Consider the following 25,933-nt stretch of genomic DNA (forward strand, 5'->3'; position numbering starts at 1 on the left):
CTACTTCCGGATGGTCTTGTCGCCGCCCACGATGCCGGTCACGGCCGTGTCATAGTCGGCCGCCGCCTGCTCAGGGGTCCGGTTGCCGGTGATGACGGCCTCGGTGGCTTCCTGGACGGCAGCGGAAATCCGGGGATAGTCGGAGGTGGCGGGCCGGAACCGGGTGACGGACACCAGGCCGGAGACATCCTTCACGAACGGGTTGGCGGACTGGTAGCCGGGGTCGGCGGCGACGTCGTTGCGGACGGCGATCTGCGAACTGGCCAGCGTGAATGCCAGCGAGTTCTTTGCGTTGAGGGCGGTGGTGAGGAAATTGAAGGCCAGGTCCGGCTGCTTGGTTTCCGCGCCAACGGCCAGCGTCCATCCCCCGGACATGCTGACCTTGCCTGGCGCCTGTCCCTTCTGCGTGGGGAACGGTGCGACGCCCATCTCCTGCTCGTAGCCGGGCCAAGCGTAGCTCCCGCCGGCCTGCCAGAACGACGGCGCGTAGGAGCCTTCCACGGTTGCTCCCAGTTTTGCCTTGGGGAACCACTCGCCGAACACCTTCTTCCAGACGTTCGGGTCCAGCGCTTCGGCCGGAGGAACGGCCAGGTTCTCCCCATAGAGCGTCTCGAGGAAGGTGAGCGAGTCCTTGAAGCCGGGCGAGCCTACGACCCATTTTTTGGAGTCCTGGTCGTAAAGGCTTGATCCGGTGCCGTACAGGAGTTCGTAGAACCCCTGCATTACGGTTCCTTCACCGGTACCCTTTCCGGCGTACATGTTGAAGGGGATCACGTCCGGGTTGGCGGCTTTGATCTTCCGCGCGGTGTCCAGGATGTCCTGCCAGCTGGACGGGTGCCAGGGCAGTCCAATGCCTGCTGCCGCAAGAACCTTTTTGTTGTACCAGATGACCCGCGTGTCGGTGCCCAACGGCACTGCGTACGTGCCGCCGTCGTCCGCTTTCCCCGCTTCCTTCGCTGCGTTGTCGAAAGCGCCCCAGTCCCCCCAGCCGGCCAAGCGGCTGTCCAGGTTCATGAGGTACCCGGCGTCCGCATCGGAGCGGACCTTGAAGGTGTCTTCGTAGAAGACGTCCGGGGCAGTCGAGGGCGACCGCAGGGCCAGGGCCAGCTTGGTGCCGTAATCCTCGTCGCTGGCCTGGATGGGCTGCAGTTCGACTTTCACGCCCTGGTTGGCGGCTTCAAACTCCTTCTTCGCCTCCTGCAGCATGCTGTCCAGGGCGGTGAACGAGTCTGTCTTCTGGTAGGCCACCTTGATGGTCTTGTCGCCGCCGCCCGGATCTGCGGGCGTACAGGCTGCGAGGACCAGGACCGCGGCGGCCAGCAGGGATGCTGTCTTGGATGCCCGTCGAAACATGCTGGTCAGCTCTCCAGCAGGAGCCGCTGGGCGCGGGGGGCGAGGGTATGTTCCAGGACCAGGGACGCGGCCCCGATGGCTCCCACGTCCTCCCCCACGCCTGTGCCCACCACCTCGATGGGGTGGATGAGGCGGGCAGCGCTGTTTCCGTCCAGCAGCGGCGGGATCCGTTCAAGGTAGCGTTCGGCCAGCCCGCTCCAGAAGGGGCCACCGAAAACAACCCTTTCAACGTCCAGGGCGTTTGTGACCACCGACGCCGCCCGGGCCACCAGGACCGCGGACTTATCCAGGATGGCGGCGGCCTTTTCGTTGCCGGCATCGGCAAGTTCGCACAGCCGGGAGAAACTTTGCTGGATTTCGGCGCCGCTGTTCCCCGCGCGGGTGCCGTCCAGGATGCCGGCGGCTTCGGCCTCGGCCACCAGGACCTGCGGGATGGCCGAGGACTTGACGCAGCCGCGCTGGCCGCAGTCGCAGAGCGGACCGTCCGGGTCCACCACGATGTGGCCGATCTCGCCGGCGTTGCCGGAGGTGCCGCGGACAACCTCATCGTTGAGCACGATGCCGCAGCCGATGCCTGTGCCCATGTACATGAAGATGAAGCTGCCGGCTCCACTGGCGCCACCCGCCCAGGTTTCCGCCACTGCGGCGCTGGTGACGTCCTTGTCAACAAGTACTGAGTAGCCGGTGGCCCTGGCCAGCGCGTCCCGCAGTTCCACCCTGTCCCAGCCGGGAAGCAGGGGCGGGTCCACCACTGTTCCATGGTCCAGGTCGATGGGGCCGGGGGCGGCCACTCCCAGTCCCGCAATCCGGCCCCGGTCCACGCCCGAGTCCTCCACGAGCTGGGCGATTTCCGCTGTGATGGTAGCGATGACCGCGGCGGGATCGTTGCCGCCGGGGGTTTTGATGCTTGAATGCCGCACCACTGCTCCCACGAGGTCCAGCACCACGAAAGTGGTGACAGCCGGGTCCAGGTGGACCCCCAGGGCGTACATGCCGCCGGGATTCAGGCGCAGGATGGTGCGCGGCTTGCCCGGACCGGTGCCCTCCTTGCCGGCCTCGACAATCAGGTTCTGGTCCAGGAGGCGGCGGGAAATATTGGAGATGGTCTGGGGGGACAGACCCACGATCTGGGCCAGCTCCACCCGGCTGAGACCACCGGAGGTCCTGCGGATTGCATCAAGGATGACAGTGAGGTTGAAGTCCCCCATCCTGGGCAAGTTGGTTCCGCGTCTCGGAGAGGATTGGCGGATCTCAGACACTGTGTCCCCTAAACGTCTTCGGCTACCGGTGATGGTGATGCTTTGAATCGTACGTTACGGGTGCGCCGCCGCCCACATGCGGGAACGGCGGCGCGGCGCGATGTCTTTTTTCCCGTCAGCAGGGGCTGCGGGTGCTCCGGGTGACGGTGAACTTGGTGTTCCGGCCCTCCACCACGGTGGGCCCTACACAGCGTTCCAGTGCCGGCTGGTAGGCCAGGTGCCGGTTGAAGACCGTCCACAGTTCGCCGCCGGGAGCCAGGACACGGCCGGCGGCCTCGATCATCTTCAGGCCGGCTCCGGCATGGACACCGGCGCCGACGTGGAAGGGCGGGTTGAGCAGCACGGCGTCCACGGACGCATCGGCAAAGCTGCTGAGCGCATCGTCCTGCAGGACGGTGATCCGGTCGGCGAGGCCATTCGCCTGGGCGGTGGCGAGGGCGGACCGGACGGCGGCTGCGGACTGGTCCGTTGCCGTTACGGATGCGGCAGGGAACTTCCGGGCGTACATTGCGGCGAGGATGCCGGTGCCGCATCCAAGGTCCACGGCGTGCCGTGCCGGTTTCATGGCGGGCAGGAACGTCAGCAGGAAGCGTGTGCCGATGTCGAGCCGTGGGCCGGCGAACACGGCTCCATGCGCGGCCACGTCCAGGTCCAGCTCGGCAACGTGCTCCACCACGGGGAAACGTGGGGCGGCGCTGGCAGGCCTGGGCCCGGCGCAGAGCAGGACCCGTGATTTTTGCCGGGCGAGCTGCGGCTGCACCGACACGAAGTACCGTTCCAGGACCGCGTTCATGCCCAGTGACATGTGCTTGATGCGGCCCCCTGCCAGCAACCGGACGTCCGGTGCCGCGTGCCGCGCTACGGCCGTAGCAATTTCCTCCAGTTCGGCAAGGGTCTTGGGAAGCTGCAGCAGGACGGTTTCTGCTCCCTCCAGCAGCTCCCGGCCAAGGGGCAGCTGGACAAACCCGGTTTCGGCACCTTCGGTTTCGGCAGCCTCCCGGCCGGTTTGCAACCCATTCGACAACTCGGCCGCGTTGAGCCGCAGCGCCCTTTCCCCGGTGATGAGGTCCTGGTGCACACGCAGGGACGCGGGGGCAAGCACTGCGGAAGCGCCGAGCGTCAAGGCGCCGTAACGGTCTCCGATGACAGCGAAGCTGCTGCCGGACCTCCCGAGCTGCACTGCTGTCTCCAGCAGCAGCCGGTCCGTGGCGTCCCAGGCCTGAAGGTTGGGGGCCTCCACGTCGGGCCGCCGGCGCAGGACGCGGAAAACGTCCTCCAAGCTGTTTGCTGCCACCGGTGCCCTGCCGCCTTCTGTTGCGATTGCCGTCCCCGGCGCCCGGGGCATCACCCCCACGTTACCGGTTCTGCCGCTGCCGCCATTCCAGGCAGTCCCATAATCGCCGCCACGGCTGCGCGGCCTGCGCGGTTGGCGCCGATAGTGGACGACGACGGGCCGTAGCCGACCAGGTGGACGCGCGGCTCGGCTGCCACCTGGGTGCCCTCCATGGCGATCCCTCCGCCGGGTCCCCGCAAGTGAAGCGGGGCGAGGTGTTCCAGTTCGGCCCTGAAGCCGGTGGCCCAGAGGATGACATCGGCTTTCAGGAGGCTCCCGTCCGCCCGGCGGACCCCATCTGGCTCGATCGAGGTGAACATCGGCTGCCGGTCGAGTGCGCCGCGTTCTTTGGCGGCGCGCAGCGCAGGCGTCCAGATCAGTCCCGTCACGGAAACCACGCTCTGTGGCGGAAGCCCACGGCGGACCCGTTCCTCCACCAGCGCCACGGCGTCGTGGCCTGCCTTGGCATCGAACGGCGCGTCCCGCCACACTGGTTCCCGGCGGGTGAACCAGCTGGTGGTGGTGACGCGGGAAATTTCCTCAAGCAGGCCGACGGCCGAAATGCCCCCACCCACGACGATGATGTGCTTGCCGCGGAACTCGTCCGCCGAGACGTAGTCGGCAACGTGCAACTGGCGGCCGCGGAACGAGTCCTGGCCGGGATAAATGGGCCAGAAGGGGCGGGTCCACGTACCGGTGGCATTGATGAGTGCCTTGGCGCTCCAGTCGCCGTCGGATGTTTCGATTCGCAACCGCCCGGCGGGGATGTCGTCTTCCCGCCTGACAGCGCGCACCTTGACGGGACGGCGGACGGAGAGACCCAGCTCCGCTTCATAGGTGCCAAAGTAGCGGGTCAGGAACTCGGAGCTGGGTTCGGCGGGATCCACCTCGGGCTTGGGAATGCCGGGCAGGTCGCTGATCCCGTTGACGGTGGCCATGCGCAGGCTCTTCCAGCGGTGCCGCCACGCGCCGCCCGGACCTTCCTCGGCGTCGAGCACGGCATAGTCGAGCCCCCGGCGCTGGAGGTGGTAGGCGGCCGACAGGCCGGCCTGGCCCGCCCCGATGACCACCACATCGGTTGGGTCAGGAATCACTCCCCCATGATAGTCGCGGAGGGCAGCGCGGCCTTAGGGTGGGCGCATGGAGACGGGAGCAGCAGTACCAAACGGAAACGGAAGCAAGGGCCACGCCGCCCGGCTGGAAAAAGCCCTGGGGGTGGTGCTGGGCACCGGGCAGATACCACTGCGGCTGCGGGCGTGGGACGGGTCGGAGGCGGGTCCAGCGGGTGCCCCGGTCCTGGAGTTCAAATCCCGGAAGGCCCTGCGGCGGATGCTCTGGTCGCCCGGGCAACTGGGGCTGAGCCGGGCGTATGTAGCCGGCGACATCGATGCCCCAGGCGATATCTTCGCCGCGTTCACGGCCTTGAGTTCGGCTGGAAAGTTCGCCGAGCCCGGTCCGTTCCGCCCGCTCTCCCCAGGCGAACTCTGGCTGCTCCTGCGCACCGCCGTCCGGCTCGGGGCCGTCGGGCCCAACCCGGCCCCTCCGCCGGAGGAAGCGCGCGTCGCAAGGAAAGGCAGGATGCACTCCAGGAGCCGCGACTCGGCTGCCATTTCGCACCATTACGACGTCGGCAACGACTTTTACGCCCTGGTGCTGGGCCCGTCCATGGTGTATTCATGCGCGGTATGGCCCGCCGATGCGGCCGCACGGCCGGCTGGCAGCAGCCTGGGCGCGGATCCAGCCCAGGGCGTGGTCACTGAGGGCCGCGGCGGCTTGGACGCTGACGGGCGCGGCGGCGCAGACTGCGGCCTCGATGCCGCGCAGGAAGCCAAGCTGGATCTGGTGTGCCGGAAGCTGGGCCTTCAACCCGGGATGCGGGTCCTGGATGTGGGCTGCGGGTGGGGCAGTTTCGCCATCCATGCTGCAGCCCGGTACGGCGTCACAGTCGTGGGCGTGACGCTCTCGGCGGAGCAGGCGGTTCTGGCGCGCAAGCGGGCGGCAGACGCCGGTCTCACCGACAGCGTGGAGATTCGCGTGCAGGATTACCGGGACGTGCAGGACGGACCGTTCGACGCCATCAGTTCCATCGGAATGTCCGAGCACGTGGGACGGGCCCAGACCCCTGCCTACGCCACGGCGCTCTTCGCGCTGCTGCGCCCCGGCGGCCGGCTGCTGAACCATGCGATCTCCTGGAATGCCGGACCCACCAGCCCCGACCCGGACTCGTTCATCCCCCGGTACGTCTTCCCGGACGGCGAAATGATCAGCCTCGGCGAGATGGTCTCCGCCCTGGAGACCGCCCGGTTCGAAGTCCTCGACGTGGAGGCCCTCCGGCGCCATTACGCCCTGACACTTCGGGCCTGGGTCAGCCGGCTGGAACAGAACTGGGACGAGGCCGTGCGGCTGGTTGGCGAAGGGCGCGCGCGGGTGTGGCGGCTGTACATGGCGGCCAGCGCACTGGGATTCGAAAACGGGCTGACCGGGGTCAACCAGGTCCTGGTCCGGCGGCCGGGCGGGGAAGAACCGCCGCTGCGGCGGAACGCCTGGCTGTAATGTGGGCGCCCTCCTGCCGGGACGTAACCCGGCAGGAGGGCGGTCTAGCCCCTCAGGCGACCGGTGAAGGGCCGCCCGGCTGGGTGAAATGCTGTGTCTTCTCGATCTGTACCACCTTCGGGTCCGTTTCGTCCGCCTCGTAGTCCGTGGGCCTGGTGAGATCCTCGCCTGTCCGGACCTTCAGGGCCCGCATCACCAGGGTCAGGACGGCGGCGACTATCAGGTTCAGCGCGAAGGCTGACACCGCGATGTAGACGCTGAGGTCGGTTCCGGGGATGGGGGCAACCGAGCCGCCGAAGTGTGCCTTGGTGACCGGGTTGACCACGTTGTAGGCGGAGACGGTGCCGAAGATGATGCCAGCCGCCCAACCGATCAGGAGCGCCCAGCGGTCGAACCAACGGGTGTAGAGGCCTGCCACCACCGCCGGGAAGGTTTGCAGGATCCAGATGCCACCCAGCAGCTGCATGTTGATGGCTGCCGACTGGTCCATGGCGATCACGAAGACCAGGGCACCCACCTTCACCACCAGCGAGACGATCTTGGACACCTTCGCCTCGGTCTTGGGATCGACGTCGGGACGAATGAAGTCGCGGTAGATGTTGCGCGTGAACATGTTGGCGGCCGCGATGGACATGATCGCTGCCGGCACCAGGGCGCCGATGGCGATGGCGGCCAGCGCGATGCCGGCAAACCATGCCGGGAAGTGGTCAAGGAAGAGTTGCGGGACCACCAGCTGCGGATTGACCGAGCCGTCCAGGTCGATGGGCTTGGTGCCCGCCTGGATGGCAACGAAGCCGAGCAGGGCAAGGAACCCAAGCATCAGCGAGTACAGCGGCAGGATGGCCGCGTTGCGCCGGATGGTGTTGCGGGCCTTGGAGGCCAGTACCGCCGTCACCGAGTGCGGATACATGAACAGCGCCATGGCCGAACCCAGCGCAAGTGACCAGTAGGCCGAGTAGTTGGCTGCTCCCGGAATGAAGACGCCCGCCGGCTTGCCCGTAGCCTGGTTGATTGTGCCCAGCTTTGACTGGGCCGAACCAAAGATCGTGTCCCAACCGCCGAACTTGATGGGCAGGTAGATGACCGCAACGATCACGGCAAGGTAGATCAGCAGGTCCTTGACGACGGCGATCATCGCCGGTGCGCGCAGGCCCGACGTGTACGTGTAGGCGGCAAGGACCACGAAGGCCAGGATCAGCGGCAGGTCGGTCAAGAACACATTCCCGGAGCTGCCCAGGCCAAGAACCGTGAGCACGGCCTTGATGCCAACCAGCTGCAAAGCGATGTAGGGCATGGTGGCAACGATGCCGGTGACCGCGACGGCAAGCGAAAGCCAACGGCTGCCGTACCGTCCGCCCACGAAGTCTGCCGAGGTGACGTAGCCGTGGCGGTGGGACACCGACCACAACCGGCTCATGATGATGAAGATGATGGGATACAGAACGATGGTGTAGGGGACCGCGAAAAAGCCGCTCACCGCGCCTGTGGCCCACATTGCCGCCGGCACCGCCACGAACGTATACGCGGTGTACAGGTCCCCGCCCAACAGGAACCAAGTAATCCAGGTACCGAACCCACGGCCGCCCAGGCCCCATTCATCCAGGCTGTGCAGCCCCTCCACTTCGGCGCTGCGGCGCCACCTCGCGGCCAGGAAGCCCATCACCGCGACGACCACAAAGAGCAGCACGACAATGACAAGCGCCGTCCAGTTGATCTCCCGCCCGCTCATGGCCGCTCCCCTTCCAAACTGTTCCCGGCGGAGGCTGCCCCTTCCTGGGGTGGACGGGCCTCTGCCCGCCGTCGTCGGTCCTCCTTGGTGACCAGCCAATACGCGCTGCCGGTCAAGATCGCCGAAATCGGCACCCACAAGAGCTGGTACCAGTAGAAGAACGGGAGGCCGCCAAGCCGCGGCGCATCAAAGGCGTAGAGCTGGGGCATCAGGGGGAACAGGATGGCGGCCGCCAGCAGGACGCCGGCGCCGATATAGGGGGCGGGCCTGGCCGGCCCGCGGATGGCGGTGTCGCGTGTCAGGCGACCTTCGGGAAAAGCTTCACCGTTCGGGACGTAGCCGGAACCACCTGCGTGGGACATCTGTGACCTCCTCGTCAGCGCGTCCCGCGGCCGCCGCCTTGGATGAAAGCAGTCCGGAGGCGGGACGATGTGCCCTCAATCACAGTTGTACCGCGCTTTGACCAGCGCCGGAAGAGTTTTAGTCCACAAACGGTTGCCGGTGGCAACAACAAAGGGAACCATCACCAAGTGATGGTTCCCTTTGTTTTGTTATATCGGTGGAGCTGAGGGGACTCGAACCCCTGACCCCCTGCATGCCATGCAGGTGCGCTACCAGCTGCGCCACAGCCCCTTACTTTTCGTCCCTTCCGGTCGAATTCCCCGGAGCAACCTGACCAGAGTAATGCACTTTTCCGCAGGACGCCAATTGGCCGCCCTAAGGCCCAGTCACACTCCAAGCCGCCAAACCCCAAAGGCGCACCGAGGCAGGAACACAAAAAAGTCCGCCGGAACCATAGGTTCCGGCGGACTTACCGGTGGAGCTGAGGGGACTCGAACCCCTGACCCCCTGCATGCCATGCAGGTGCGCTACCAGCTGCGCCACAGCCCCGGATTGTTGCCGCTCCAAGCAAGCTTCGTTTCGGGGTCTCCCCCGAAGCGACTCAAATATCTTAGAACAGCAGTTCCGAAAATTCCAAATCGGGAATATTCACCCAGGCGCCGCGCCTACTCGCTTTCGGTTGCTGCGCCGGCCTTGGCCGAGGCGTCGTCGCCGAGCTGCAGGTCCACCACGGGGCAGTCCTTCCACAGACGCTCCAAGGCATAGAACACGCGGTCCTCCTCGTGCTGGACGTGGATGACGACGTCGGCGTAGTCCAGCAGGACCCACCGACCGCCGGAACGGCCCTCGCGGCGCACGGGACGCAGGTCCTGCTTGGCCAGTTCCTCTTCGATGCCGTCCACGATGGCGTTGACCTGGCGTTCGCTGGGCGCCGACGCGATGAGGAAGACGTCGGCGAGGGCCAGGCGTTCACTCACATCCATGGCGACGATGTCCTGGGCGATCTTGTCCGCGGCGGCCTTGGCGGCCGTACGGGCAATGGCGATGGATGATTCTGTTGCAGTCACGGGACTCCTTGATTGTGTTAAGTATTGGTGCCGGCCGGGTCAGCGGGACATGCCGCTGACGATCAGGATGATGCCGGCAACGAGGGCCAGGATCCCGAACGCGAGGATGCAAAACTGGAGGATGCGGTTCCGCTGCGCCCTGGCCAGGCCGGCCGTGGCGGCATCCAGCGGATCGAGCCCATAAGCGGAGCTGGCGGGAACACGGGGAAGGTCCTCGAAGAGGTCCTCCGACTGGTTCGCCGGCTGGCCCACCGGCTGCGCCACCGGTTTGGGACGGCTTGCAGCCTTCGCGGCAGCCTCCGCCCGGGCTATGACCTGGGAACGGCCGGCGGCGGTGTCAGCCGCAGGTGCCTTGGGCCGGGCCGCAGGCTTACGTTTCCCACCTGGCGGCACCTTTGGACCCGGGGAAACCTTCGTACCGGGCCGGGTGGTCACCGGAACATGGGAGGTTGCCGGCGGCTTCATCACCGGACGTTCGACGCCGGGCACCTGGACGAACTCGAGCGGGGTCACCATTGCCAGGTTGTTGGCGGTGGAGGGGCCGGGTTTGGCGGCAGTGTCCGGGGCGGGCTTGTTCGCAGTCTCCGGGGCTGGCTTGTCCGCGGGAGCGGGGGTCCTGGCCTGGACGGCCGGGGTGCCTGCCTGCTCGGCAAGCTTCTGCCGGGCCATGGCCCGGCGGTTCAGCACGGCGGCACGTTCGGCGAGGGCGATCTGCTCAGCAAGGATCTCCGGATCCACGGCTTCGGGATCCATGGAGGCGATGTGCTCCATTTTGGCGATCTGGTTCCGGGCCTGCGCGGCGATGAGTGCGCGCGCTTCCAGCGCCTGTTCAACAGTCATGCCATCCGGAACGTTCCCGGAATCCTGCGTGGGGCCCTCCGGTTTCTGGCCCTCACGCTTCCTTCCGGCTCCGCTGCCCTTTCCGGCGTCGGGGGATGGCGGAGCAGTGGGAGCTGGAGCGGCGGCCTGAACAACAGGATTGGCCGCCGTCAGTGCCTGCTCTTTGAGCTGCTGCAAACGCAGCTGGCGCCGGGTGGGTGGTCCTCCGGCAGAGAGCTGCCCTTCTTTTTCCTCAAGTTCCTTGATGGCGCGAAGCGTGGCTCGGTCGCGCGCCCGGATCTGGGACGAACGCTGCGTGGACGTCTGGTCCGCGGCCGTTTGGGGGTGGGCTGCGGGTGCCGGGGCGCGGTCAGCCGGCCGGTCGGCGGCAGGCGGGCGCTCTTCTGCGGAAGGTGGGGTGGCCTGTTGGGCTTCCCTGGCCTTCCGGAGTTCCCGGCGGCTGCGGATAGGTGGCTGTTCCTGACTCATTGAGAACTCATTCAGTACTGGCGGGTTCGCGTGCTTCGGAAGTTTGTTCCTCCGCGCTTGCGGGGGCGTCGGAATAAAGGCCGTACTTGGCGATGTACTGCACTACCCCGTCCGGGACCAGGTACCAGACCGGGTTGTTCGCCGCCACGCGGGCACGGCAATCGGTTGACGAAATGGCCATCGCCGGGACCTCCAGGAGGCTGACGTCTTCACGGCCCATGCCGTCCAGGACGTGTCCTGGCCGCGTGACTCCCACGAAGTGCGCCAGCGACCAGAGTTCGTCGATGTCCTTCCACGACAGGATCTGCGCCAGGGCGTCCGCGCCGGTGATGAAGAACAGATCGGCGTCCGGGCGTTGTGCCCGCAGGTCGCGCAGGGTGTCGATGGTGTAGGTGGGACCAGGACGGTCCACGTCGACGCGGCTGACGGTGAACCGCGGATTGGATGCCGTGGCAATCACGGTCATCAGATAACGGTGCTCGGGCTCGCTGACCTGTTTATGGGACTTTTGCCATGGTTGCCCGGTGGGGACGAAGACAACCTCGTCAAGGTCGAATTCCGCCGCGACCTCGCTGGCCGCAACGAGGTGGCCGTGGTGGATGGGATCGAACGTCCCGCCCATCACGCCCAGCCGCAGCCTCCCCCGGGCACCATTGCGGTGCAGATTGTGGGAAATCTTAGTGGCCCTGCCCGCGATCGTGCTTGTTGGGGTGCTGCCGGTGCGGATCCGCGTGTTCCTCGGTGGCGGCGTGCCGGTTGCCCAGGTTCGTGTAGGAGAGCGTGATGAACATCAGGACCACCAGGATGCCGAACATGGACACGCCGAATACCCACGGCTCAGCCCACAGCGGAGCAAGCTCCTCATGGCCTGATTCACCGGCGGCGGCGACGGACGTGGCAATCTGCTGGAGCAGCATTTTCTCCCCTATGTTCAAGGATTACGGGCAGCGGAACCTACCGCTGCTTTCCGGGTTCTGGTCTATGTTACCGCGTTGCTACGCGCGGACCTGGCCTTCGCCCTGGACAATCCACTTCGTGGTGGTGAGTTCGGTCAGGCCCATCGGGCCGCGGGCGTGCAGCTTCTGGGTTGAAATCCCCACCTCGGCACCAAGGCCCAGTTCGCCGCCGTCGGTAAACCGGGTGGAAGCGTTGACGATCACCGCCGCCGAATCCACCTCCGCGATGAACCGTTCCGCGTTGGCAAGGTGGTTGGTGAGGATCGCCTCGGTGTGTCCCGTGGACCAGGTCCGGATGTGCTGGACGGCGTCATCCAGGCTGTCCACCATGGCCACTGCGAGGTCCAGGTCCATGTACTCGGTGCCCCAGTCCGCGTCCGTCGCCGGCTCGGTCTCAACGCCGGGCAGCGCCGCCTTGGTGCGGTCGTCCACGTGGAGGCGGACGCCGGCGTTGCGGAGGGCGGTGGCGACGGCCGGCAGCACGGTTGAACCCGAATGGACTAGCAGCGTCTCCACGGTGTTGCACACGCTGGGCCGCTGGGTCTTGGCGTTGAGCAGGATTTCCACGGCCATGTTTTCGTCGGCGGACTCGTCGATGAAGATGTGGACGTTGCCTTCCCCTGTCTCAATGACCGGCACGGCGGAGTTGGTGACCACGGTCTGGATCAGGTCGCGGCCGCCGCGGGGAATCAGTACGTCCACCCGGCCGCGTGCCTTCATCAGGACGTTGGCGCCGGCGCGGCCGAACTGGTCCACGGTCTGCACGGCATCGGCGGGCAGGCCGACTGATTCAAGGGCTTCACGAAGCACGCGTACCAGGACCTGGTTGGTGGCTTCCGCCGCACTGCCGCCGCGCAGGATCACTGCGTTGCCGCTCTTGAGGGCCAGCCCCGCGATGTCCACGGTGACATTGGGACGCGCCTCGTAGATCGCCGCCACAACGCCCATGGGCACATTGACCTGGCGGAGGCGCAGGCCATTGGGGAGGGTCTGGCCACGGACCACGTTACCCACGGGGTCAGGAAGGTTGGCCAGGTTCTCCAGGGCCGCCACCAACCCGGCAACACGGGTTTCGGTGAGGGTGAGCCGGTCCAGGAGGGCCTTGGAGGTGCCGTTGTCCTTGCCCCGCTGCACATCCATGGCATTGGCGGCGAGGATCGCCTGGACGTTCTCCTGCAGCGCGGCTCCCACGGCGCGAAGGCCGCGGTCTTTCCACGCGCGATTGGCGGTGGACATCCGGCGGGCTGCGTGGCGGGAGCGGTCGGCAATGGCGTGGACGGCCGCTTCCACTTCCGCGGGGGAAAGAGTGTCCACGGCTGATACCTGCTCTGCCGACGGACCCGGCTGCGCCTGCGCAGCAGTGGTTCCGGAATTTTCAGCAGTATGGATCAGGGCTTCAGTCATGCTCCAAGTTTAGGCGAGCCGGCAGCTCACAACAGCACCAGGTCATCAACATGAACAACTTCGCGGTCATAGCCACTGCCCAGTTCTTCGCCAAGTTCCCGAGTGGACCGTCCCAGCATGTGGGGCAGTTCCTGGGATGAGTAGTTGACCAGACCACGGGCAACAACGGAGCCGTCGGCACCCGCGAGTTCCACGGCATCGCCCGGCTCAAAGTCTCCGTGTATGGCGGAAATTCCCGCCGGCAGCAGGGAGGTGTGGTGGTGCCGCACGGCGCGCACAGCCCCGTCGTCCAGGATCAAGCGGCCCTGCACGGAGGCGACGTGCGCCAACCACAGGAGGCGGACCGGTTTGCGGGAGCCGTTGACGGAGAACCAGGTGCCCACGTCCTCGCCGTTCAGGGCCGCGGCGGCGTTGGGCGTGGAGGTCACCAGGGCGTGGATGCCCGAGCCTGCCGCCATGCTGGCAGCTTCGACCTTGGTCATCATGCCGCCTGTGCCCACGCCGGCCCTACCCGCCTTGCCGATGGAAACGCCCTCAAGGTCGTGCGCGCCGGTGACCAGGGGGATGCGCTTGGCACCCTGGGCGGGCGGACCGTCATACAGGGAGTCGACGTCGGACAGCAGCACGAGTGCGTCGGCGCGCACCAGGTGGGCCACCAGGGCGGCGAGCCTGTCGTTGTCGCCGAAGCGGATTTCGTGGGTGGCGACAGTGTCGTTTTCGTTGACCACGGGGACCACCCCGAGGTTCAGCAGCCGGTCCATGGCGCGCAGGGCGTTGGTGTGCTGGCTGCGGCGCATCAGGTCCTCGGCCGTGAGCAGGACCTGGCTGACGGTCACGCCGTGGGCGCCGAAGGCCTGGGTGTAGCGGGCCATCAGCAGTCCCTGGCCCACGCTGGCGGCGGCTTGCTGGGTGGCGAGGTCGCGGGGCCGCTTTGCCAGCCCCAGCGGAGCCAGTCCGGCGGCGATCGCGCCGGAGGACACCAGGATGATCTCGGCGCCGGCGTTGCGCTTGGCCGCCAGCGCGTCGGCCAGGGCCGTGAGCGACTCTTCCGAGATGCCGCCCTTGATGCTGGTCAGCGAGGATGACCCCACCTTCACCACGATGCGCCGGGCACCTGCCAGCGCACTTCGGTCCGCGGTGCGCTGGGCAGGGTCAGCCGTGGTGCTCTTAGAGGTCATCGTCCGCTTCCAGTCCGCTTTCCTTGAGGGGCTGGGCGGCGCGGCGGCCGCTGACGGATTCGGTCCAGATCCCGGCTTTCCGCTCCGCCTCAAGCTCGGCGCGGGCGGCAGCCTTGGCATCCCGGCGTTCCTGCTGCTCCTCGCGCTTCTGGGTGCGGGTGGGGCGGTCACCGATATCGGCGAACCGCGGATCAGTGCCGCGCGGTGAGGCCAGGAGTTCGGCACCCGCCATCATGGTGGGCTCCCAGTCGAAGACGACGCCGTCATCCCCGCCGATGACCACGGTGTCCCCCGGCTTGGCGCCCTGCTTGAACAGCTCGGTCTCCACGCCGAGCTTGGCCAGGCGGTCTGCGAGATAACCAATGGCTTCCTCGTTGGTGAAGTCGGTCTGCTTGACCCACCGCTCGGGCTTTTCGCCCAGGACGCGGAACAGCGGCTCCAGGTTCTTCTCCTCGCGACGGATCTTGAACCCTGCCTCATTCACGGCGCGGGGCCGCAACACGGCGGGCTGGACCTTGGGCGGGGCGGCGGCTACGGCGTCGCGGGCGGCCTGGACGATCTCGGCCATGGCGAAGCCGAGCTGGCGCAGTCCCTCGTGGCTGGTGGCGGACACTTCGAAGACGCGGTAGCCGCGCGATTCGAGTTCCGGGCGTACAAACTCTGCCATGTCCTTGCCGTCCGGCAGGTCCACCTTGTTCAGCGCAACCAGGCGGGGGCGGTGGTTCAGGGGAACCACTTCGCCGTCCTGGCCGGCATAGCTCATGTCGACGGCGTACTTCTCCAGCTCCCCCTCGATGATGGCGAGGTCGGAGAGCGGGTCCCGGTCCGATTCCAGGGTGCCGCAGTCCAGCACGTGCACCAGGGCAGCGCAGCGCTCAACGTGGCGCAGGAAGTTGTGGCCCAGGCCGCGTCCCTCACTGGCGCCTTCGATGAGGCCGGGGACATCGGCGATGGTGAAACGCACATCGCCTGCCTGCACCACGCCGAGGTTGGGAACCAGTGTGGTGAACGGGTAGTCGGCGATCTTGGGGCGGGCGGCGGACATCGCTGCGATGAGGCTGGACTTGCCCGCGGACGGGAAGCCCACCAGTGCAATGTCCGCGATGGACTTCAGCTCCAGCACGATGTCGCGGGAGTCACCCTCAAGGCCCAGCAGGGCGAAGCCAGGGGCGCGGCGCTTCTGGGAGGAGAGTGCTGCGTTGCCGAGCCCGCCCACGCCTCCGGCGGCCGCCACGTACTCGGCACCTTCACCTACGAGGTCGGCGAGCAGGGTGCCGTCCTTGGTCTTGACCACGGTACCGTCCGGCACGGGAAGCACCAGGGTCTCGCCGTTCTTACCGCCGCGCCAGTCACCCATGCCGGGACCGCCGTTGCTGGCATGCCGGTGGGGTGCGTGGTGGTAGTCGAGGAGTGTTGTGGTCTGGTGATCGACGCGAAGGATCACGTCACCGCCGTTGCCGCCGTTGCCGCCGTCGGGTCCACCCAGGGGCTTGAACTTCTCGCGGTGGACGGAGACGCATCCGTGGCCGCCCGATCCGCCGGATACGTGCAGGACTACCCGGTCTACAAAGCTGGCCACGTGGATCTCCTCAAATGCTGTTTACCTGGCGTCCGGAACGCCACATCGATTGTAATGCGGTTAAAAGAACAGTGGAGCGGACCCACAGGCCCGCTCCACCGCTTCAGAACTTGTTGTTACTCTGCAGCTGCAGCAGCAACGATGTTGACCACGCGACGACCGCGGCGGGTGCCGAATTCAACGGCGCCCGGGGTCAGTGCGAACAGGGTGTCGTCACCGCCACGGCCAACGCCGGCGCCCGGGTGGAAGTGGGTGCCACGCTGGCGGACGATGATCTCGCCTGCGGAAACTACCTGGCCGCCGAAGCGCTTGACGCCGAGGTACTGAGCGTTGGAATCGCGACCGTTGCGAGTGGAGCTCGCGCCCTTTTTATGTGCCATCTGAAATGCCTGCCTTTAAAATTCTGGGGAATCTGTTGGAAAACCTGAACAGTAACCGGTGGGTTACTTGATGCCGGTGATCTTGACCTTGGTCAGTTCCTGGCGGTGACCCTGGCGCTTCTTGTAGCCGGTCTTGTTCTTGTACTTCTGGATGACAATCTTAGGACCACGGAGGTCCTGGAGGATTTCAGCCGTAACAGTTACCTTGGCCAGGTCAGCGGCGGCGGAGGTGACTTTGTCACCGTCAACCAGGAGCAGTGCGGGCAGCTCGATGGTGCTGCCGGCTCCACCGGCGACGCGGTTCAGGGTAACGAAGTCTCCAACGGAAACCTTCTCTTGGCGGCCGCCTGCGCGGACAATCGCGTACACCACTTGGGAACTCACTTCTCTCGACGTTTATTACAAAATTTGCGTGCGGCACCCGGCTCGGAAATTGGCTGGGATCCCGCTGTGCCTCAACGCCGTGGATTCCCCGGGGAAATCCGTGAGCCGTCCCGGTGGAGCAGTCCGCTTGTTATACACAGCAGAATGCCCCAGGGTCATAACCCAAGTGTTGGCGTAAGCACCGAAGATCCAGAATACGCTAAATCCGTCCACGGCCGCAAATGAGGCTGGTTCCGGCGGCCCCGCTGTGGTAGTAACCACAAACCCGGCGGGCAGCACCGCAACCATGCCACTCCATCATAGCGGCGGCGCTGCCGGCAGCGGTCAGGAATGAAGTCTCGGCGCGTCGAAGAATTCCACTTCCAAGCGGCAGGACTGCTTGAACGCGGTGACCATCGCTGCTCTTTCATGGTCCGACGCTTTCCGCCCCGCCCCATCCACGATGGCGATGGCCCGGCGGGTGGCTTCGGCGAAGCCCTCGTCGGCGTAGGTGCGCAGCCACGCCGCGTAGGCGTGCCCTTCAGGCTCACAGCTGGAAAGGAACTGGGAGTGCAGCTTCCTGCCCACCTCGGCGTAGAGCCAGAAGCAGGGCAGGACGGCTGCCGCCAGGACTGCGTAGCTGCCCGACGCCGATGCTGCTGTGAGGTGGTCAACGTAGGCCTTGGTGACGGGGCCCAGGCCGCCCTGGACCGGCCGTGTGCTGAGCCAGGAGCGGTGGAGTTCCGTTTCCACTTCGAGGCAATTCTGGGCCGATCCTGCCCAGAACAATTGTTCGGCCTCCGAGGGGGCCAGGGCGCTGGTGCGGGCCAGAACGCGGGAGTACCCGTTGAGGTAAAGGGCGTCCTGGGCCAGGTAGTAGGCGAAGTCCTTCTCGGCCAGGTCTCCCGCGGCCAGGCCGCGGATGAAGTCAAGCGCGTAGATGTCGTCGAGGTCCTGTTGGGCTTCCGTCCATAGCCGGGCCGCGAAGCCGCCTTCCTGCAGTGCCGGCCGCAGATGGTGGAAGTGGTGCACTGGCCCGTTCCCCCGGCCCACTGACAGCTGGCCCGAGTTCTCGAGGGCGCCGGCCAGCCAGGGCTTGACGGTCCGCAGTGTTGCTTCCCAGTCGCCCAGGCGTGCCTGCACGGTTGCCATTGCGGAGGAAAGGGAGCATCCCGTGCCGTGGCTGTTGCGGGTGGCAATACGGGGTCCCGGGACTTCCACTATCTCCTCCCCGAGCAGGCCCGCGGTGTTGACCAGAGCGTCCGGACAGCGCTCCCCCGCCAGGTGCCCGCCCTTGACCAGGATTGTGGCCCCGGTGGCATCGGCCAGGCGCCTGCCCTGGGCCAGCGCCTCATCCCAGCTCTCCGCAGGGGCAGCGCCCATCAGCATGGCAAGCTCGGGCAGGTTGGGGGTGATGAGGTGGGCAAGGGGCAGCAGTTCCCGAAGTGCCGCTTCCGCCGATTCCTTCAGCAGCCGGTCGCCGCTGGTGGCAACCATCACCGGATCGAGAACCACGACGTCGGGACGCACCTTTTCGAGCCAGCCGCGCACAGTGCGGATCACTTCCCTGTCACCCAGCATGCCGATCTTGACGGCGTCGATGTTGATGTCGTCGCTGACGGCATCCAGCTGCTGGGCCAGGAAAGCGGCCGGAGGAACGTGCACGGCCTGCACGCCCTGGGTGTTCTGGGCTGTGAGGGCGGTGATGGCGGCCATGCCATAGCCGCCATGCGCGGCGATGCTCTTAAGGTCTGCCTGGATGCCCGCTCCGCCTGACGGGTCCGAGCCCGCGATGGAGAGGACGCGTGGAACGTCACGGCCTGCCGGCAACTCAATGGGTGCATCGAATGCAGCTGGCAGGGGCATGGAAAGGGTTGAAGACAAGAGACATCCCTTCGCCGGTACTAGCCGGACAGGTTCAACGGGTGTGGATCTCAGCCGGCCTTTTGCGCGGCACCCCGTGTCGGTTTCCAGCCTAGCCGCTGGGGCGTATTCCCAGGAAAGGTGACAGCACCTGCCGCAAAGGGGTGGGTGCCGCACGCAGGAGTCCCCGCCCTGGGACTGTTCCCCGTGTCATTCACCGGGGAACCGTCCACAAAGCGGGGACTCCTGAATGTGTCTTTGTTGCCTGTCCGGGGCTTCCGGCTTACAGCTCCGAAGCCGGGACGCCGACGCCGAGGATAATCGGTTCCGCTGCCGCCTTGCCCGGTTCGGCGGTGGCCTGTGCCTTATCCATTTCCGGGGCCTTGGCCGCGTGCGAATGGCCTCCGGCAGTCGACTGGACGTTTTCGTGGTGCTGGACGGCGGTCTCGTTGGCGGCACCCTGCGCACGGCTGGCACCCCGGTGGCGCCGCGGACGGCGCTGCCGGGACTGTTCCAGCGTGTGGTCCGAATAGTCCTTTTCGCCTGGAACTTCCACCGCGGTGCGGGCTTCCGCTCCCCCGGCTTCAGCCCCTGATTCCGGCGTGGCCGGTGCCGGTGCGGACGGTTCGGCTGCCTGCGGCACCTCCGCGGTCCTGGCCGGAGCGTCCTCCACGGACGACGCCGGCTGGCCCAGGTGGGCGAACGCTTCAGCGAGCCGGTCCAAGGTGAGAGCCGGCTTGGGCTGCTGCTCCTCCGCATGCTCCACGAACGGAAGCGGGACTTCCTCGCCACCGAATGTCAGGACAGCCGCCGGACGCGTGGGGGCGTCGGCGTCGTGTTTCTCCTCCGCCGGAGCCGGCGCAGGCGGGGCGGCGGGCACCTGCCGGGTTGCCGCCACCTCTTCGTCGTGCAGGTGGGCGGCGTGGGCAGCAGCGGCGATGTTGGCCAGGGCAAGGCGGGTTGCTTCTGCCTTGGCATGCCGCTCAGCGTCCGTAGGGTCCGGGTGGACGGTGTGGACCTGGACGGCAGGAGCCGGAGCGGCCTCGGGCTGCTGGCCGTTGCGTCCGCGCCGCCGCTTTCGTTCCGAACGTGCGCCCGGCTGGTTGTTGTCGGTCCGCTGGCTTTCGGTGCGGTGGGCTTCCGGCCGGGCTTCGGGCCGGTTGTCATTGCGCTGGACGTGGTGGTGCTCGGCGGCCACGACATTGGCCCGGCGGTGCTCCACGGGATCGTCGTGGGTCACCACGCCGCGGCCGGCGCAGGCCTCGCACTGCTCGCCGAAGACTTCCAGGAGCCCGGTGCCCATGCGCTTGCGGGTCATCTGGACCAGGCCGAGAGAGGTCACTTCGGCAACCTGGTGCTTGGTCCGGTCGCGGCCCAGGCATTCCACCAGGCGGCGCAGCACCAGGTCGCGGTTGGATTCGAGCACCATGTCGATGAAGTCGATCACGATAATGCCGCCGATGTCGCGCAGCCGCAGCTGGCGTACCACTTCCTCGGCAGCTTCGAGGTTGTTCTTGGTGACAGTTTCCTCGAGGTTGCCGCCGCTGCCGGTGAACTTGCCGGTGTTGACGTCCACCACGGTCATGGCCTCGGTGCGATCGATCACCAGGGAGCCGCCCGAGGGAAGGAAGACCTTCCGTTCGAGGGCCTTGTGGATCTGCTCGTCGATGCGCCAAGCGGAGAAGATGTCCTGGTCCTTGGTCCACTTCTCGAGACGGCCCACCAGGTCCGGGGCCACGTAGGTTACGTAGGCCTCGATGGTGTCCCAGGCTTCCTCGCCCGAGATGATGAGCTTGGAGAAGTCCTCGTTGAAGACGTCGCGGACCACCTTGATGGTCAGGTCCGGTTCGCCGTAGAGCAGTTCGGGGGCCAGGATCTTGGTGGAGGCCGACTGGCTTTCGATGCCTTCCCACTGGGCCCGCAGCCTGTTGATGTCGTGCGTGAGCTCTTCCTCGGAAGCGCCCTCGGCGGCAGTGCGGACAATGACGCCGGCGTGCTCGGGCAGGCGGTCTTTGAGGATGCGCTTGAGGCGGTTCCGTTCGACGTCGGGCAGCTTGCGGGAGATGCCGGTCATGGACCCGCCGGGTACGTACACCAGGTAGCGTCCGGGCAGCGAGATCTGGCTGGTGAGGCGGGCACCCTTGTGGCCCACGGGGTCCTTGGTGACCTGGACCAGGACGGTATCGCCGGACTTCAGCGCGTTTTCGATGCGGCGCTGCTTGCCCTCGAGGTTCACCGCTTCCCAGTTGACCTCGCCGGCGTACAGGACCGCGTTGCGGCCGCGCCCGATGTCCACGAACGCCGCTTCCATGGACGGCAGGACGTTCTGGACCTTGCCCAGGTACACGTTGCCGATCAACGAGTCCTGCTGGGTCTTGGATACGAAGTGCTCGGCCAGCACGCCGTCTTCGAGGACCGCGATCTGGATTCTGTCGTCGCGCTGGCGAACGATCATCTGCCGGTCAACGGACTCCCGGCGGGCCAGGAACTCGGCTTCGGTGATGACCGTGCGGCGGCGGCCCGTGTCGCGGGATTCACGGCGGCGCTGTTTCTTGGCCTCCAGGCGGGTGGAACCCTTGACGCTGGTGACGCGGTTGCTGGCGGGCGCCTCGGTCACAGCGCGCGGGGCGCGCACGCGCGTGACCGTGTTGGGGGGATCGTCGTCCCCGCCACCCGTAAGCTCAAGGTCCTGGTCCCCACGGCGGCGGCGACGGCGACGGCGGGAGGTCACGCCGTCCTCCACCGTCCCGGCCGTGTCCTCGTCGGCTTCGTCCTGGGCGTCGGCGTCAACGCTGCCGTCCTCGTTGTCCTCTTCAGCCCTGTCGCCGATCCGGCTGCGGCCCCTGCGGCCACGGCTGCGGCGCCGGCGGCGGCTGGAGGAATCGTCCGTGTCTTCGGTTTCTTCCTCCTCAGGCTCCTCGGCGACGGGCGCTGCGGGACGGACCACAGTGCTGAGGTCCGGTGCCTGGAAGAGCACGGAGGTGGGCGAAGCGGGTTCCAGGAACAGGGAAGCGAAGGGGCTTGCGGCGGCTTCAGGTTCTCCGCCGCTGGACGCAGCCGGGGTTTCCTGCGCCGGTTTGGCGGCTTCCGCGGCCGGCGCGGGCTCCTGGGCGGCGACAGGTTCCTGCGCCTGCTTGGCAGTTTCCGCGGTCGGCGCGGACTCCTGCACCGGCGCCTGCGCGGCGGCGGGCTCCTGCACTGCTTCCTGTACTGCGGCTTCAGGTGCTGCTGATCCCGCAACCACGGCTTCGGCTGCGGCAGGTGCCGGTTCGGCGCTGGCGGGGGAAGCAACCTTGCGGGTGGCTACCCGACGGCGGCGGACCGGTTTGCTTTCGACGTCTGCCGCTGGTTCGGCAACAGGTGCGGCGGCGGGACTGCCAGCGGCGGCAGCATCAACAACGGGGCCGGCAGCAACGGCAGCCGACGCCCCGGCGGAGGCGTCAACGCCGGCACCGTCGGCGGCGACACGCTCGTCAGCGGGGCCGGCTTCCTCCGCGAAGGTGGGCAGCGGTTCCGCAGCCTCCACCTTCTTCCGGGCGCGGGTGCGTCGGGCCGGAGCCTTGGGCGCCTTTTCCGCGTCATCAGCCTGTGTTGCGTCGACGTGGGGGGAAACCGCTGCTTCCGGAGCCGTGGCGACGGCTTCCGTCACGTCGTCCATCGCCTTGGGAGCTGCTTTGCGCCGGGCGCGTGGGGCCCTCTTCGGTGCCGCAGCATCCGCCGCGGCTTCTACGTTAACGGCCAGTTCCTGATCATTGTCCATATGTGGCAACACTCCTGCCCCTGACGTACCGCCACATCCGGCACCCATTGGGGCACATATTGTCAAAACCCGCAGGCGTTGACAGAAGTCAAGTGGATACTCCCAGGTTCGCACCGTCGTTGGGGTGCGGCAGCCCGTAGGAGCCGGTGGATGTTCTGAAAACCCGTTGTTCTGCGTGCCACAACCAGGTGCCGCCCAATGGAGTTGCGGGTGTGCCGGAAGAATCCGAAGCCTGCCCTGCTCATCATTGGCGGTCTTGGGAACAAACCACCGGACCGGAGTCCGAATGTGGATCGGCTTCCAGCCACGTTTATTCTCTCATACCCAAGCTGGATCGCCGCGGAGGCAGGGGCGGCTGTTCCCGTTACTGTGTAGTGGCACCAGCTGCCGGCGTTACAATCAGGCACAGGAGCACCGGACGAAAAGGACGCCAAACCCATGCCCAGCATCTCCCCAGTCAGCGCCCGTGAAGAGGATCGGAGCGCCGATCAACAAGCTACGCCGGCCGCTACCGTTCCGCCGATGGCCCGGAAGCGGCCTTTCGGCTGGCTGCTGGTCATCACCGGCGTCGTTGGCTGGCTTGCCTCCGGAACCCTGGTGCTGGAAAAGCTCGAAGTGCTCAAGGACCCCAGCCACACCACGGTGTGCGACGTGAATCCCTGGATCTCGTGCGGGCAGGTAATGCAGACGTGGCAAAGTTCCGTCTTCGGTTTCCCCAACATGTTTATCGGCATCGTGGCTTTCGCGATCACCACCACCGTGGGCATGGCCCTGCTTTCGGGAGCCACTTTTGCCCGCTGGTACTGGCTGGGACTGCAGGCAGGCGTCACGCTCGGCTTCGCGTTCGTGGTGTGGCTGTGGTCCCAGGCCCTGTACTCCATCCACATCCTGTGCCCGTTCTGCATGATCGTCTGGGCGGCCATGATCCCGCTCTTTGTGTGGACCACCATCAGGAACATCACCGCTGGCGTCATCCCCATGCCTTCAGGCGCAGCCCGCATCCTCGGTGATTCCGGCTGGATCATCACTGCGCTGCTGTACGTGGCCGTCATCGCCACCATCTTCTTCGCGTTCATCCAGGTCTTTGTGGGGACCTCGGGCTTCTAAGTCCGCTCCGCTCCCCCGCCAGGTGACAGATAAGGCCAATGTTCATGAAGAACATTGGCCTTATCTGTCAGTTCGCGGTCATCAGCCCCTGGGGCGGGCGAGCGGTTACTGGAACCAGATCTTGATCTCGCGCTCAGCGGAATCGGTGGAGTCGGAGCCGTGCACCAGGTTCTGCTGCACCTTCAAGCCCCAGTCCCGGCCGAAGTCGCCGCGGATGGTGCCCGGCGCCGCCGTCGTGGGGTCCGTGGTGCCGGCCAGCGAGCGGAAGCCTTCAATGACGCGGTGGCCTTCGAAGATGGCAGCCACCACGGGTCCGCTGAGCATGAACTCCACCAGCGGCTCGTAGAACGGCTTGCCCACGTGCTCCTCGTAGTGCTGCTCCAGCAGTTCACGGGTGGCGTCAACCTTCTTCAGCTCAACCAGGCTGTAGCCCTTGGCTTCGATGCGGGCCAGGATGGCGCCGGTCAGGTTACGGGCGACGCCGTCGGGCTTGATCAGGACGAGGGTGCGCTCTGTAGTCACAACTGCTCCAATGCGTTGGTGGGATTTGGGGATAAGTCTACGGGGACAGGCCTACGGGGACTGTGGCTGGGCCGGACCGGAGGCCTGGTCGGGATGGGCCGCTTCCCATTCCGCCTGCTCGCGGGCGCGCTGTGCAGCTTCGCGGTCCAGCCGGATGCCGGTGCGGATGCCGTACCACCAGGCAACCGCAAAGAGGGCGCCCACCAGGAACATGGCCGGCTCGAATATGCCCGTGAGGATCAGGACGAGCTGCAGGATCCATCCCAGCCCGATGCCCCAGGGCCTGTTGAGGACTGCACAGGCGCCGATCATCACCACGCTGAGGGCAATGCCAACGCCCAGGATCAGCGCCGGCGGGAACTCACCGCGGCGGAGGCCGAACACCACCAGGGTGGCGAAAAACATCACGAAGGCTTCGAGGAGCAACACCGTGGAGGCGAACATGACCTTGGTGGAGCGCCGCTTCTTCGGCATGCCGGGGCGCCACTCGCGCTGCGCTTTGGTCAGTCTGGCCATGGTCACGCCTCCGTTTTTCCAAGCAGGATCCGTGCTTCGGCCACCAGCGTGATGGACCCGGTGACCAGCACGGCGCCGGAGAGGTCCTCGTTGGCTTCGGCGCGTTCCACTGCCCACTCCAGTGCGTCGTCCAGTTTCTCGGCGATGTGCACGTTGTCCTCGCCGAAGCCCAGGTCGATCGCGAGCTCCGCCAGTTCGGCGGCGGGGACGGCACGCGGCGAGTTGGACTGGGTGAAGCAGTATTCCTCCGCCACGCCTCCCAAGGATTCCTTGAGTTCGCGCAGGATCTCCTCGGCGTCCTTTTCCTTCAGTACGCCCACTACCGGCACCAGCCGGGTGAAGGTGAATGCTTCCTGGAGCGCCACTGCGGAGGCCTTGATGCCGTCGGGGTTGTGGGCAGCGTCAACGATGATGGTTGGCGCAGTGCGCACCACCTCGAGCCGGCCGGGCGAGGTGACGGCGGCGAAGCCTTCCTGCAGGACGTCGAAGGGCAGTTCCTTCTCACCGCCGAAGAACGCCTCCAGGGCGGCGACCGCCACGGCAGCGTTCTGTGCTTGATGCGCGCCGTGCAGCGGCACCAGCAGGTCCGGGTAGCGGCCGGCGATGCCCTGGATGGTGACCATCTGCCCGCCGACGGCCACTGTCCGTGACTCGACGCCGAACTCCACGCCCTCGAAGCGGAACGGTACGCCCACCTCCCTGGCCTTCTCCAGCAGCACCTGGGCGGCGTCAACCGGCTGGGCTGCACTGATGAGGAAGCCGCCGGGCTTGATGATGCCGGCCTTTTCGTAGGCGATGTCCGCCGTCGTGTCCCCCAGCAGGTCCGTGTGGTCCAGCGAGATGGGGGTGACCACCGACACCTGGCCGTCGCCCACGTTGGTGGCGTCCGTGATGCCGCCCAGGCCCACTTCGATGATGGCCACGTTGACGGGCTGGTCGGCGAAGATGGCGAAGCCCAGGATGGTGAGGCATTCGAAGTAGGTCAGCCGCGGCTGGCCCTCGGCTTCGAGCTCGGAGTCCACAATCTCCAGGTAGGGCCGGATTTCGTCCCAGATCCGGACGAACGTTTCGTCGGATACCGGGTGGCCGTCGATGCTGATCCGTTCGGTGACCTTGGACAGGTGCGGGCTGGTGTAGCGGCCGGTGCTCAGGCCCTGGGCGCGGAGCACGGACTCGATCATGCGGGCCGTGGACGTCTTGCCGTTGGTGCCGGTCACGTGGATGATCGGGTACGCCTTGTTGGGCTCGCCGAGCACGTCCATGGCACGGAACAGCGGCGCCAACCGGGGCTCCATTTTGTTCTCGGGCGCCCGCCCCAACAGTTCGGCGTAGACGCTTTCCACGGAAAATTCGTCGGACAT

General features: G+C 66.6%; 22 protein-coding genes, 2 tRNA genes and 1 riboswitch. Of the genes, 2 read left to right on the plus strand and 22 right to left on the minus strand.

All coding sequences use genetic code 11. The features are described from left to right. The 4 genes from LFT49_RS11790 to LFT49_RS11805 form a co-directional block, all read right to left on the minus strand. Complete coding sequence (locus tag LFT49_RS11790) at positions 1 to 1,353, minus strand: extracellular solute-binding protein (protein ID WP_237428304.1); 1,353 nt, start codon at positions 1,351 to 1,353, stop codon at positions 1 to 3. A 5-nt stretch (positions 1,354 to 1,358) separates the two neighbouring features. Beyond that, the gene (locus tag LFT49_RS11795) at positions 1,359 to 2,561 is read right to left on the minus strand and encodes an ROK family transcriptional regulator (protein ID WP_236798581.1); all 1,203 of its coding nucleotides are present in this window, start codon (positions 2,559 to 2,561) and stop codon (positions 1,359 to 1,361) included. Between the two features lie 166 nt (positions 2,562 to 2,727). Further along, the gene (locus tag LFT49_RS11800) at positions 2,728 to 3,906 is read right to left on the minus strand and encodes a class I SAM-dependent methyltransferase (RefSeq protein WP_237428305.1); all 1,179 of its coding nucleotides are present in this window, start codon (positions 3,904 to 3,906) and stop codon (positions 2,728 to 2,730) included. 50 nt (positions 3,907 to 3,956) lie between these two features. Continuing rightward, positions 3,957 to 5,039 carry an FAD-dependent oxidoreductase gene (locus tag LFT49_RS11805; RefSeq protein WP_237428306.1) on the minus strand — a complete coding sequence of 361 codons (1,083 nt, stop codon included), beginning with the start codon at positions 5,037 to 5,039 and terminating at the stop codon, positions 3,957 to 3,959. A gap of 46 nt (positions 5,040 to 5,085) precedes the next feature. Between LFT49_RS11805 and LFT49_RS11810 the strand changes: the two genes are divergently transcribed. Continuing rightward, a complete protein-coding gene (locus tag LFT49_RS11810; RefSeq protein WP_237428307.1) occupies positions 5,086 to 6,498 on the plus strand; it encodes an SAM-dependent methyltransferase in 1,413 nt (470 codons plus the stop codon). Positions 6,499 to 6,550: 52 nt separating this feature from the next. On the opposite strand, the gene mctP is transcribed toward LFT49_RS11810, so the two are convergent. From mctP to LFT49_RS11885, 15 genes are all read right to left on the minus strand, one after another. Beyond that, positions 6,551 to 8,227 (minus strand): monocarboxylate uptake permease MctP, encoded by a 1,677-nt coding sequence (gene mctP, locus LFT49_RS11815; RefSeq protein ID WP_236798585.1) that lies wholly within the window; start codon positions 8,225 to 8,227, stop codon positions 6,551 to 6,553. Next, positions 8,224 to 8,589, minus strand: a complete 366-nt coding sequence (locus LFT49_RS11820; RefSeq protein WP_237428308.1) for a DUF3311 domain-containing protein — start codon at positions 8,587 to 8,589, stop codon at positions 8,224 to 8,226. Before LFT49_RS11820 ends, mctP begins: the two co-directional genes overlap by 4 nt. 198 nt (positions 8,590 to 8,787) lie before the next feature. Continuing rightward, a tRNA-Ala gene (locus LFT49_RS11825) sits at positions 8,788 to 8,860 on the minus strand. Between the two features lie 185 nt (positions 8,861 to 9,045). Beyond that, positions 9,046 to 9,118, minus strand: a tRNA-Ala gene (locus tag LFT49_RS11830). A 116-nt stretch (positions 9,119 to 9,234) separates the two neighbouring features. Beyond that, complete coding sequence (rsfS, locus tag LFT49_RS11835) at positions 9,235 to 9,636, minus strand: ribosome silencing factor (RefSeq protein ID WP_142133637.1); 402 nt, start codon at positions 9,634 to 9,636, stop codon at positions 9,235 to 9,237. Positions 9,637 to 9,675: 39 nt separating this feature from the next. Further along, positions 9,676 to 10,944 carry a hypothetical protein gene (locus LFT49_RS11840; RefSeq protein WP_237428309.1) on the minus strand — a complete coding sequence of 423 codons (1,269 nt, stop codon included), beginning with the start codon at positions 10,942 to 10,944 and terminating at the stop codon, positions 9,676 to 9,678. A 7-nt stretch (positions 10,945 to 10,951) separates the two neighbouring features. Beyond that, positions 10,952 to 11,566, minus strand: a complete 615-nt coding sequence (gene nadD / locus LFT49_RS11845; protein WP_235009459.1) for a nicotinate-nucleotide adenylyltransferase — start codon at positions 11,564 to 11,566, stop codon at positions 10,952 to 10,954. Between the two features lie 55 nt (positions 11,567 to 11,621). Next, positions 11,622 to 11,861, minus strand: coding sequence for a hypothetical protein (locus LFT49_RS11850; RefSeq protein WP_236819738.1), 240 nt, complete (start codon positions 11,859 to 11,861; stop codon positions 11,622 to 11,624). A 78-nt stretch (positions 11,862 to 11,939) separates the two neighbouring features. Continuing rightward, the gene (locus LFT49_RS11855; protein ID WP_236819741.1) at positions 11,940 to 13,304 is read right to left on the minus strand and encodes a glutamate-5-semialdehyde dehydrogenase; all 1,365 of its coding nucleotides are present in this window, start codon (positions 13,302 to 13,304) and stop codon (positions 11,940 to 11,942) included. A gap of 26 nt (positions 13,305 to 13,330) precedes the next feature. Beyond that, positions 13,331 to 14,482, minus strand: a complete 1,152-nt coding sequence (gene proB / locus LFT49_RS11860) for a glutamate 5-kinase (protein WP_237428310.1) — start codon at positions 14,480 to 14,482, stop codon at positions 13,331 to 13,333. Next, positions 14,472 to 16,061, minus strand: coding sequence for a GTPase ObgE (gene obgE / locus LFT49_RS11865; protein WP_236798591.1), 1,590 nt, complete (start codon positions 16,059 to 16,061; stop codon positions 14,472 to 14,474). The genes proB and obgE overlap by 11 nt, the downstream gene beginning before the upstream one ends. 116 nt (positions 16,062 to 16,177) lie before the next feature. Continuing rightward, positions 16,178 to 16,441, minus strand: a complete 264-nt coding sequence (gene rpmA / locus LFT49_RS11870) for a 50S ribosomal protein L27 (RefSeq protein WP_009372867.1) — start codon at positions 16,439 to 16,441, stop codon at positions 16,178 to 16,180. A 63-nt stretch (positions 16,442 to 16,504) separates the two neighbouring features. Beyond that, a complete protein-coding gene (gene rplU / locus LFT49_RS11875) occupies positions 16,505 to 16,813 on the minus strand; it encodes a 50S ribosomal protein L21 (protein WP_141946370.1) in 309 nt (102 codons plus the stop codon). Between the two features lie 336 nt (positions 16,814 to 17,149). Continuing rightward, complete coding sequence (gene thiD / locus LFT49_RS11880; RefSeq protein WP_237428311.1) at positions 17,150 to 18,670, minus strand: bifunctional hydroxymethylpyrimidine kinase/phosphomethylpyrimidine kinase; 1,521 nt, start codon at positions 18,668 to 18,670, stop codon at positions 17,150 to 17,152. A 7-nt stretch (positions 18,671 to 18,677) separates the two neighbouring features. Further along, positions 18,678 to 18,775, minus strand: a riboswitch (TPP riboswitch). A gap of 175 nt (positions 18,776 to 18,950) precedes the next feature. Further along, a complete protein-coding gene (locus tag LFT49_RS11885) occupies positions 18,951 to 22,427 on the minus strand; it encodes an Rne/Rng family ribonuclease (protein ID WP_237428312.1) in 3,477 nt (1,158 codons plus the stop codon). 438 nt (positions 22,428 to 22,865) lie between these two features. Here LFT49_RS11885 and LFT49_RS11890 point away from each other — a divergent pair, with 438 nt between their 5' ends. Then, the gene (locus tag LFT49_RS11890; RefSeq protein ID WP_236819756.1) at positions 22,866 to 23,534 is read left to right on the plus strand and encodes a vitamin K epoxide reductase family protein; all 669 of its coding nucleotides are present in this window, start codon (positions 22,866 to 22,868) and stop codon (positions 23,532 to 23,534) included. A 105-nt stretch (positions 23,535 to 23,639) separates the two neighbouring features. On the opposite strand, the gene ndk is transcribed toward LFT49_RS11890, so the two are convergent. The 3 genes from ndk to LFT49_RS11905 are packed head-to-tail and all read right to left on the minus strand — an operon-like array spanning position 23,640 to position 25,933. After that, positions 23,640 to 24,056, minus strand: a complete 417-nt coding sequence (gene ndk / locus LFT49_RS11895; protein WP_141941779.1) for a nucleoside-diphosphate kinase — start codon at positions 24,054 to 24,056, stop codon at positions 23,640 to 23,642. A 51-nt stretch (positions 24,057 to 24,107) separates the two neighbouring features. After that, entirely contained in the window at positions 24,108 to 24,572 is a 465-nt protein-coding gene (locus LFT49_RS11900; protein WP_236802875.1) for a DUF4233 domain-containing protein, read from the minus strand. A 2-nt stretch (positions 24,573 to 24,574) separates the two neighbouring features. Next, a complete protein-coding gene (locus LFT49_RS11905; RefSeq protein ID WP_237428313.1) occupies positions 24,575 to 25,933 on the minus strand; it encodes a bifunctional folylpolyglutamate synthase/dihydrofolate synthase in 1,359 nt (452 codons plus the stop codon).

The organism is Arthrobacter sp. FW306-06-A (genome assembly GCF_021870055.1).
Lineage (GTDB): Bacteria > Actinomycetota > Actinomycetes > Actinomycetales > Micrococcaceae > Arthrobacter.

Coding starts and splice junctions, on each gene's coding strand:
- LFT49_RS11790 (WP_237428304.1), bottom strand. CDS start 1,353: ATGTTTCGACGGGCATCCAAGACAGCATCCCTGCTGGCCGCCGCGGTC.
- LFT49_RS11795 (WP_236798581.1), bottom strand. CDS start 2,561: ATGGGGGACTTCAACCTCACTGTCATCCTTGATGCAATCCGCAGGACC.
- LFT49_RS11810 (WP_237428307.1), top strand. CDS start 5,086: ATGGAGACGGGAGCAGCAGTACCAAACGGAAACGGAAGCAAGGGCCAC.
- mctP (WP_236798585.1), bottom strand. CDS start 8,227: ATGAGCGGGCGGGAGATCAACTGGACGGCGCTTGTCATTGTCGTGCTG.
- LFT49_RS11820 (WP_237428308.1), bottom strand. CDS start 8,589: ATGTCCCACGCAGGTGGTTCCGGCTACGTCCCGAACGGTGAAGCTTTT.
- LFT49_RS11840 (WP_237428309.1), bottom strand. CDS start 10,944: ATGAGTCAGGAACAGCCACCTATCCGCAGCCGCCGGGAACTCCGGAAG.
- nadD (WP_235009459.1), bottom strand. CDS start 11,566: ATGGGCGGGACGTTCGATCCCATCCACCACGGCCACCTCGTTGCGGCC.
- LFT49_RS11850 (WP_236819738.1), bottom strand. CDS start 11,861: ATGCTGCTCCAGCAGATTGCCACGTCCGTCGCCGCCGCCGGTGAATCA.
- LFT49_RS11855 (WP_236819741.1), bottom strand. CDS start 13,304: ATGACTGAAGCCCTGATCCATACTGCTGAAAATTCCGGAACCACTGCT.
- proB (WP_237428310.1), bottom strand. CDS start 14,482: ATGACCTCTAAGAGCACCACGGCTGACCCTGCCCAGCGCACCGCGGAC.
- rpmA (WP_009372867.1), bottom strand. CDS start 16,441: ATGGCACATAAAAAGGGCGCGAGCTCCACTCGCAACGGTCGCGATTCC.
- thiD (WP_237428311.1), bottom strand. CDS start 18,670: ATGCCCCTGCCAGCTGCATTCGATGCACCCATTGAGTTGCCGGCAGGC.
- LFT49_RS11885 (WP_237428312.1), bottom strand. CDS start 22,427: ATGGACAATGATCAGGAACTGGCCGTTAACGTAGAAGCCGCGGCGGAT.
- LFT49_RS11890 (WP_236819756.1), top strand. CDS start 22,866: ATGCCCAGCATCTCCCCAGTCAGCGCCCGTGAAGAGGATCGGAGCGCC.
- LFT49_RS11900 (WP_236802875.1), bottom strand. CDS start 24,572: ATGGCCAGACTGACCAAAGCGCAGCGCGAGTGGCGCCCCGGCATGCCG.
- LFT49_RS11905 (WP_237428313.1), bottom strand. CDS start 25,933: ATGTCCGACGAATTTTCCGTGGAAAGCGTCTACGCCGAACTGTTGGGG.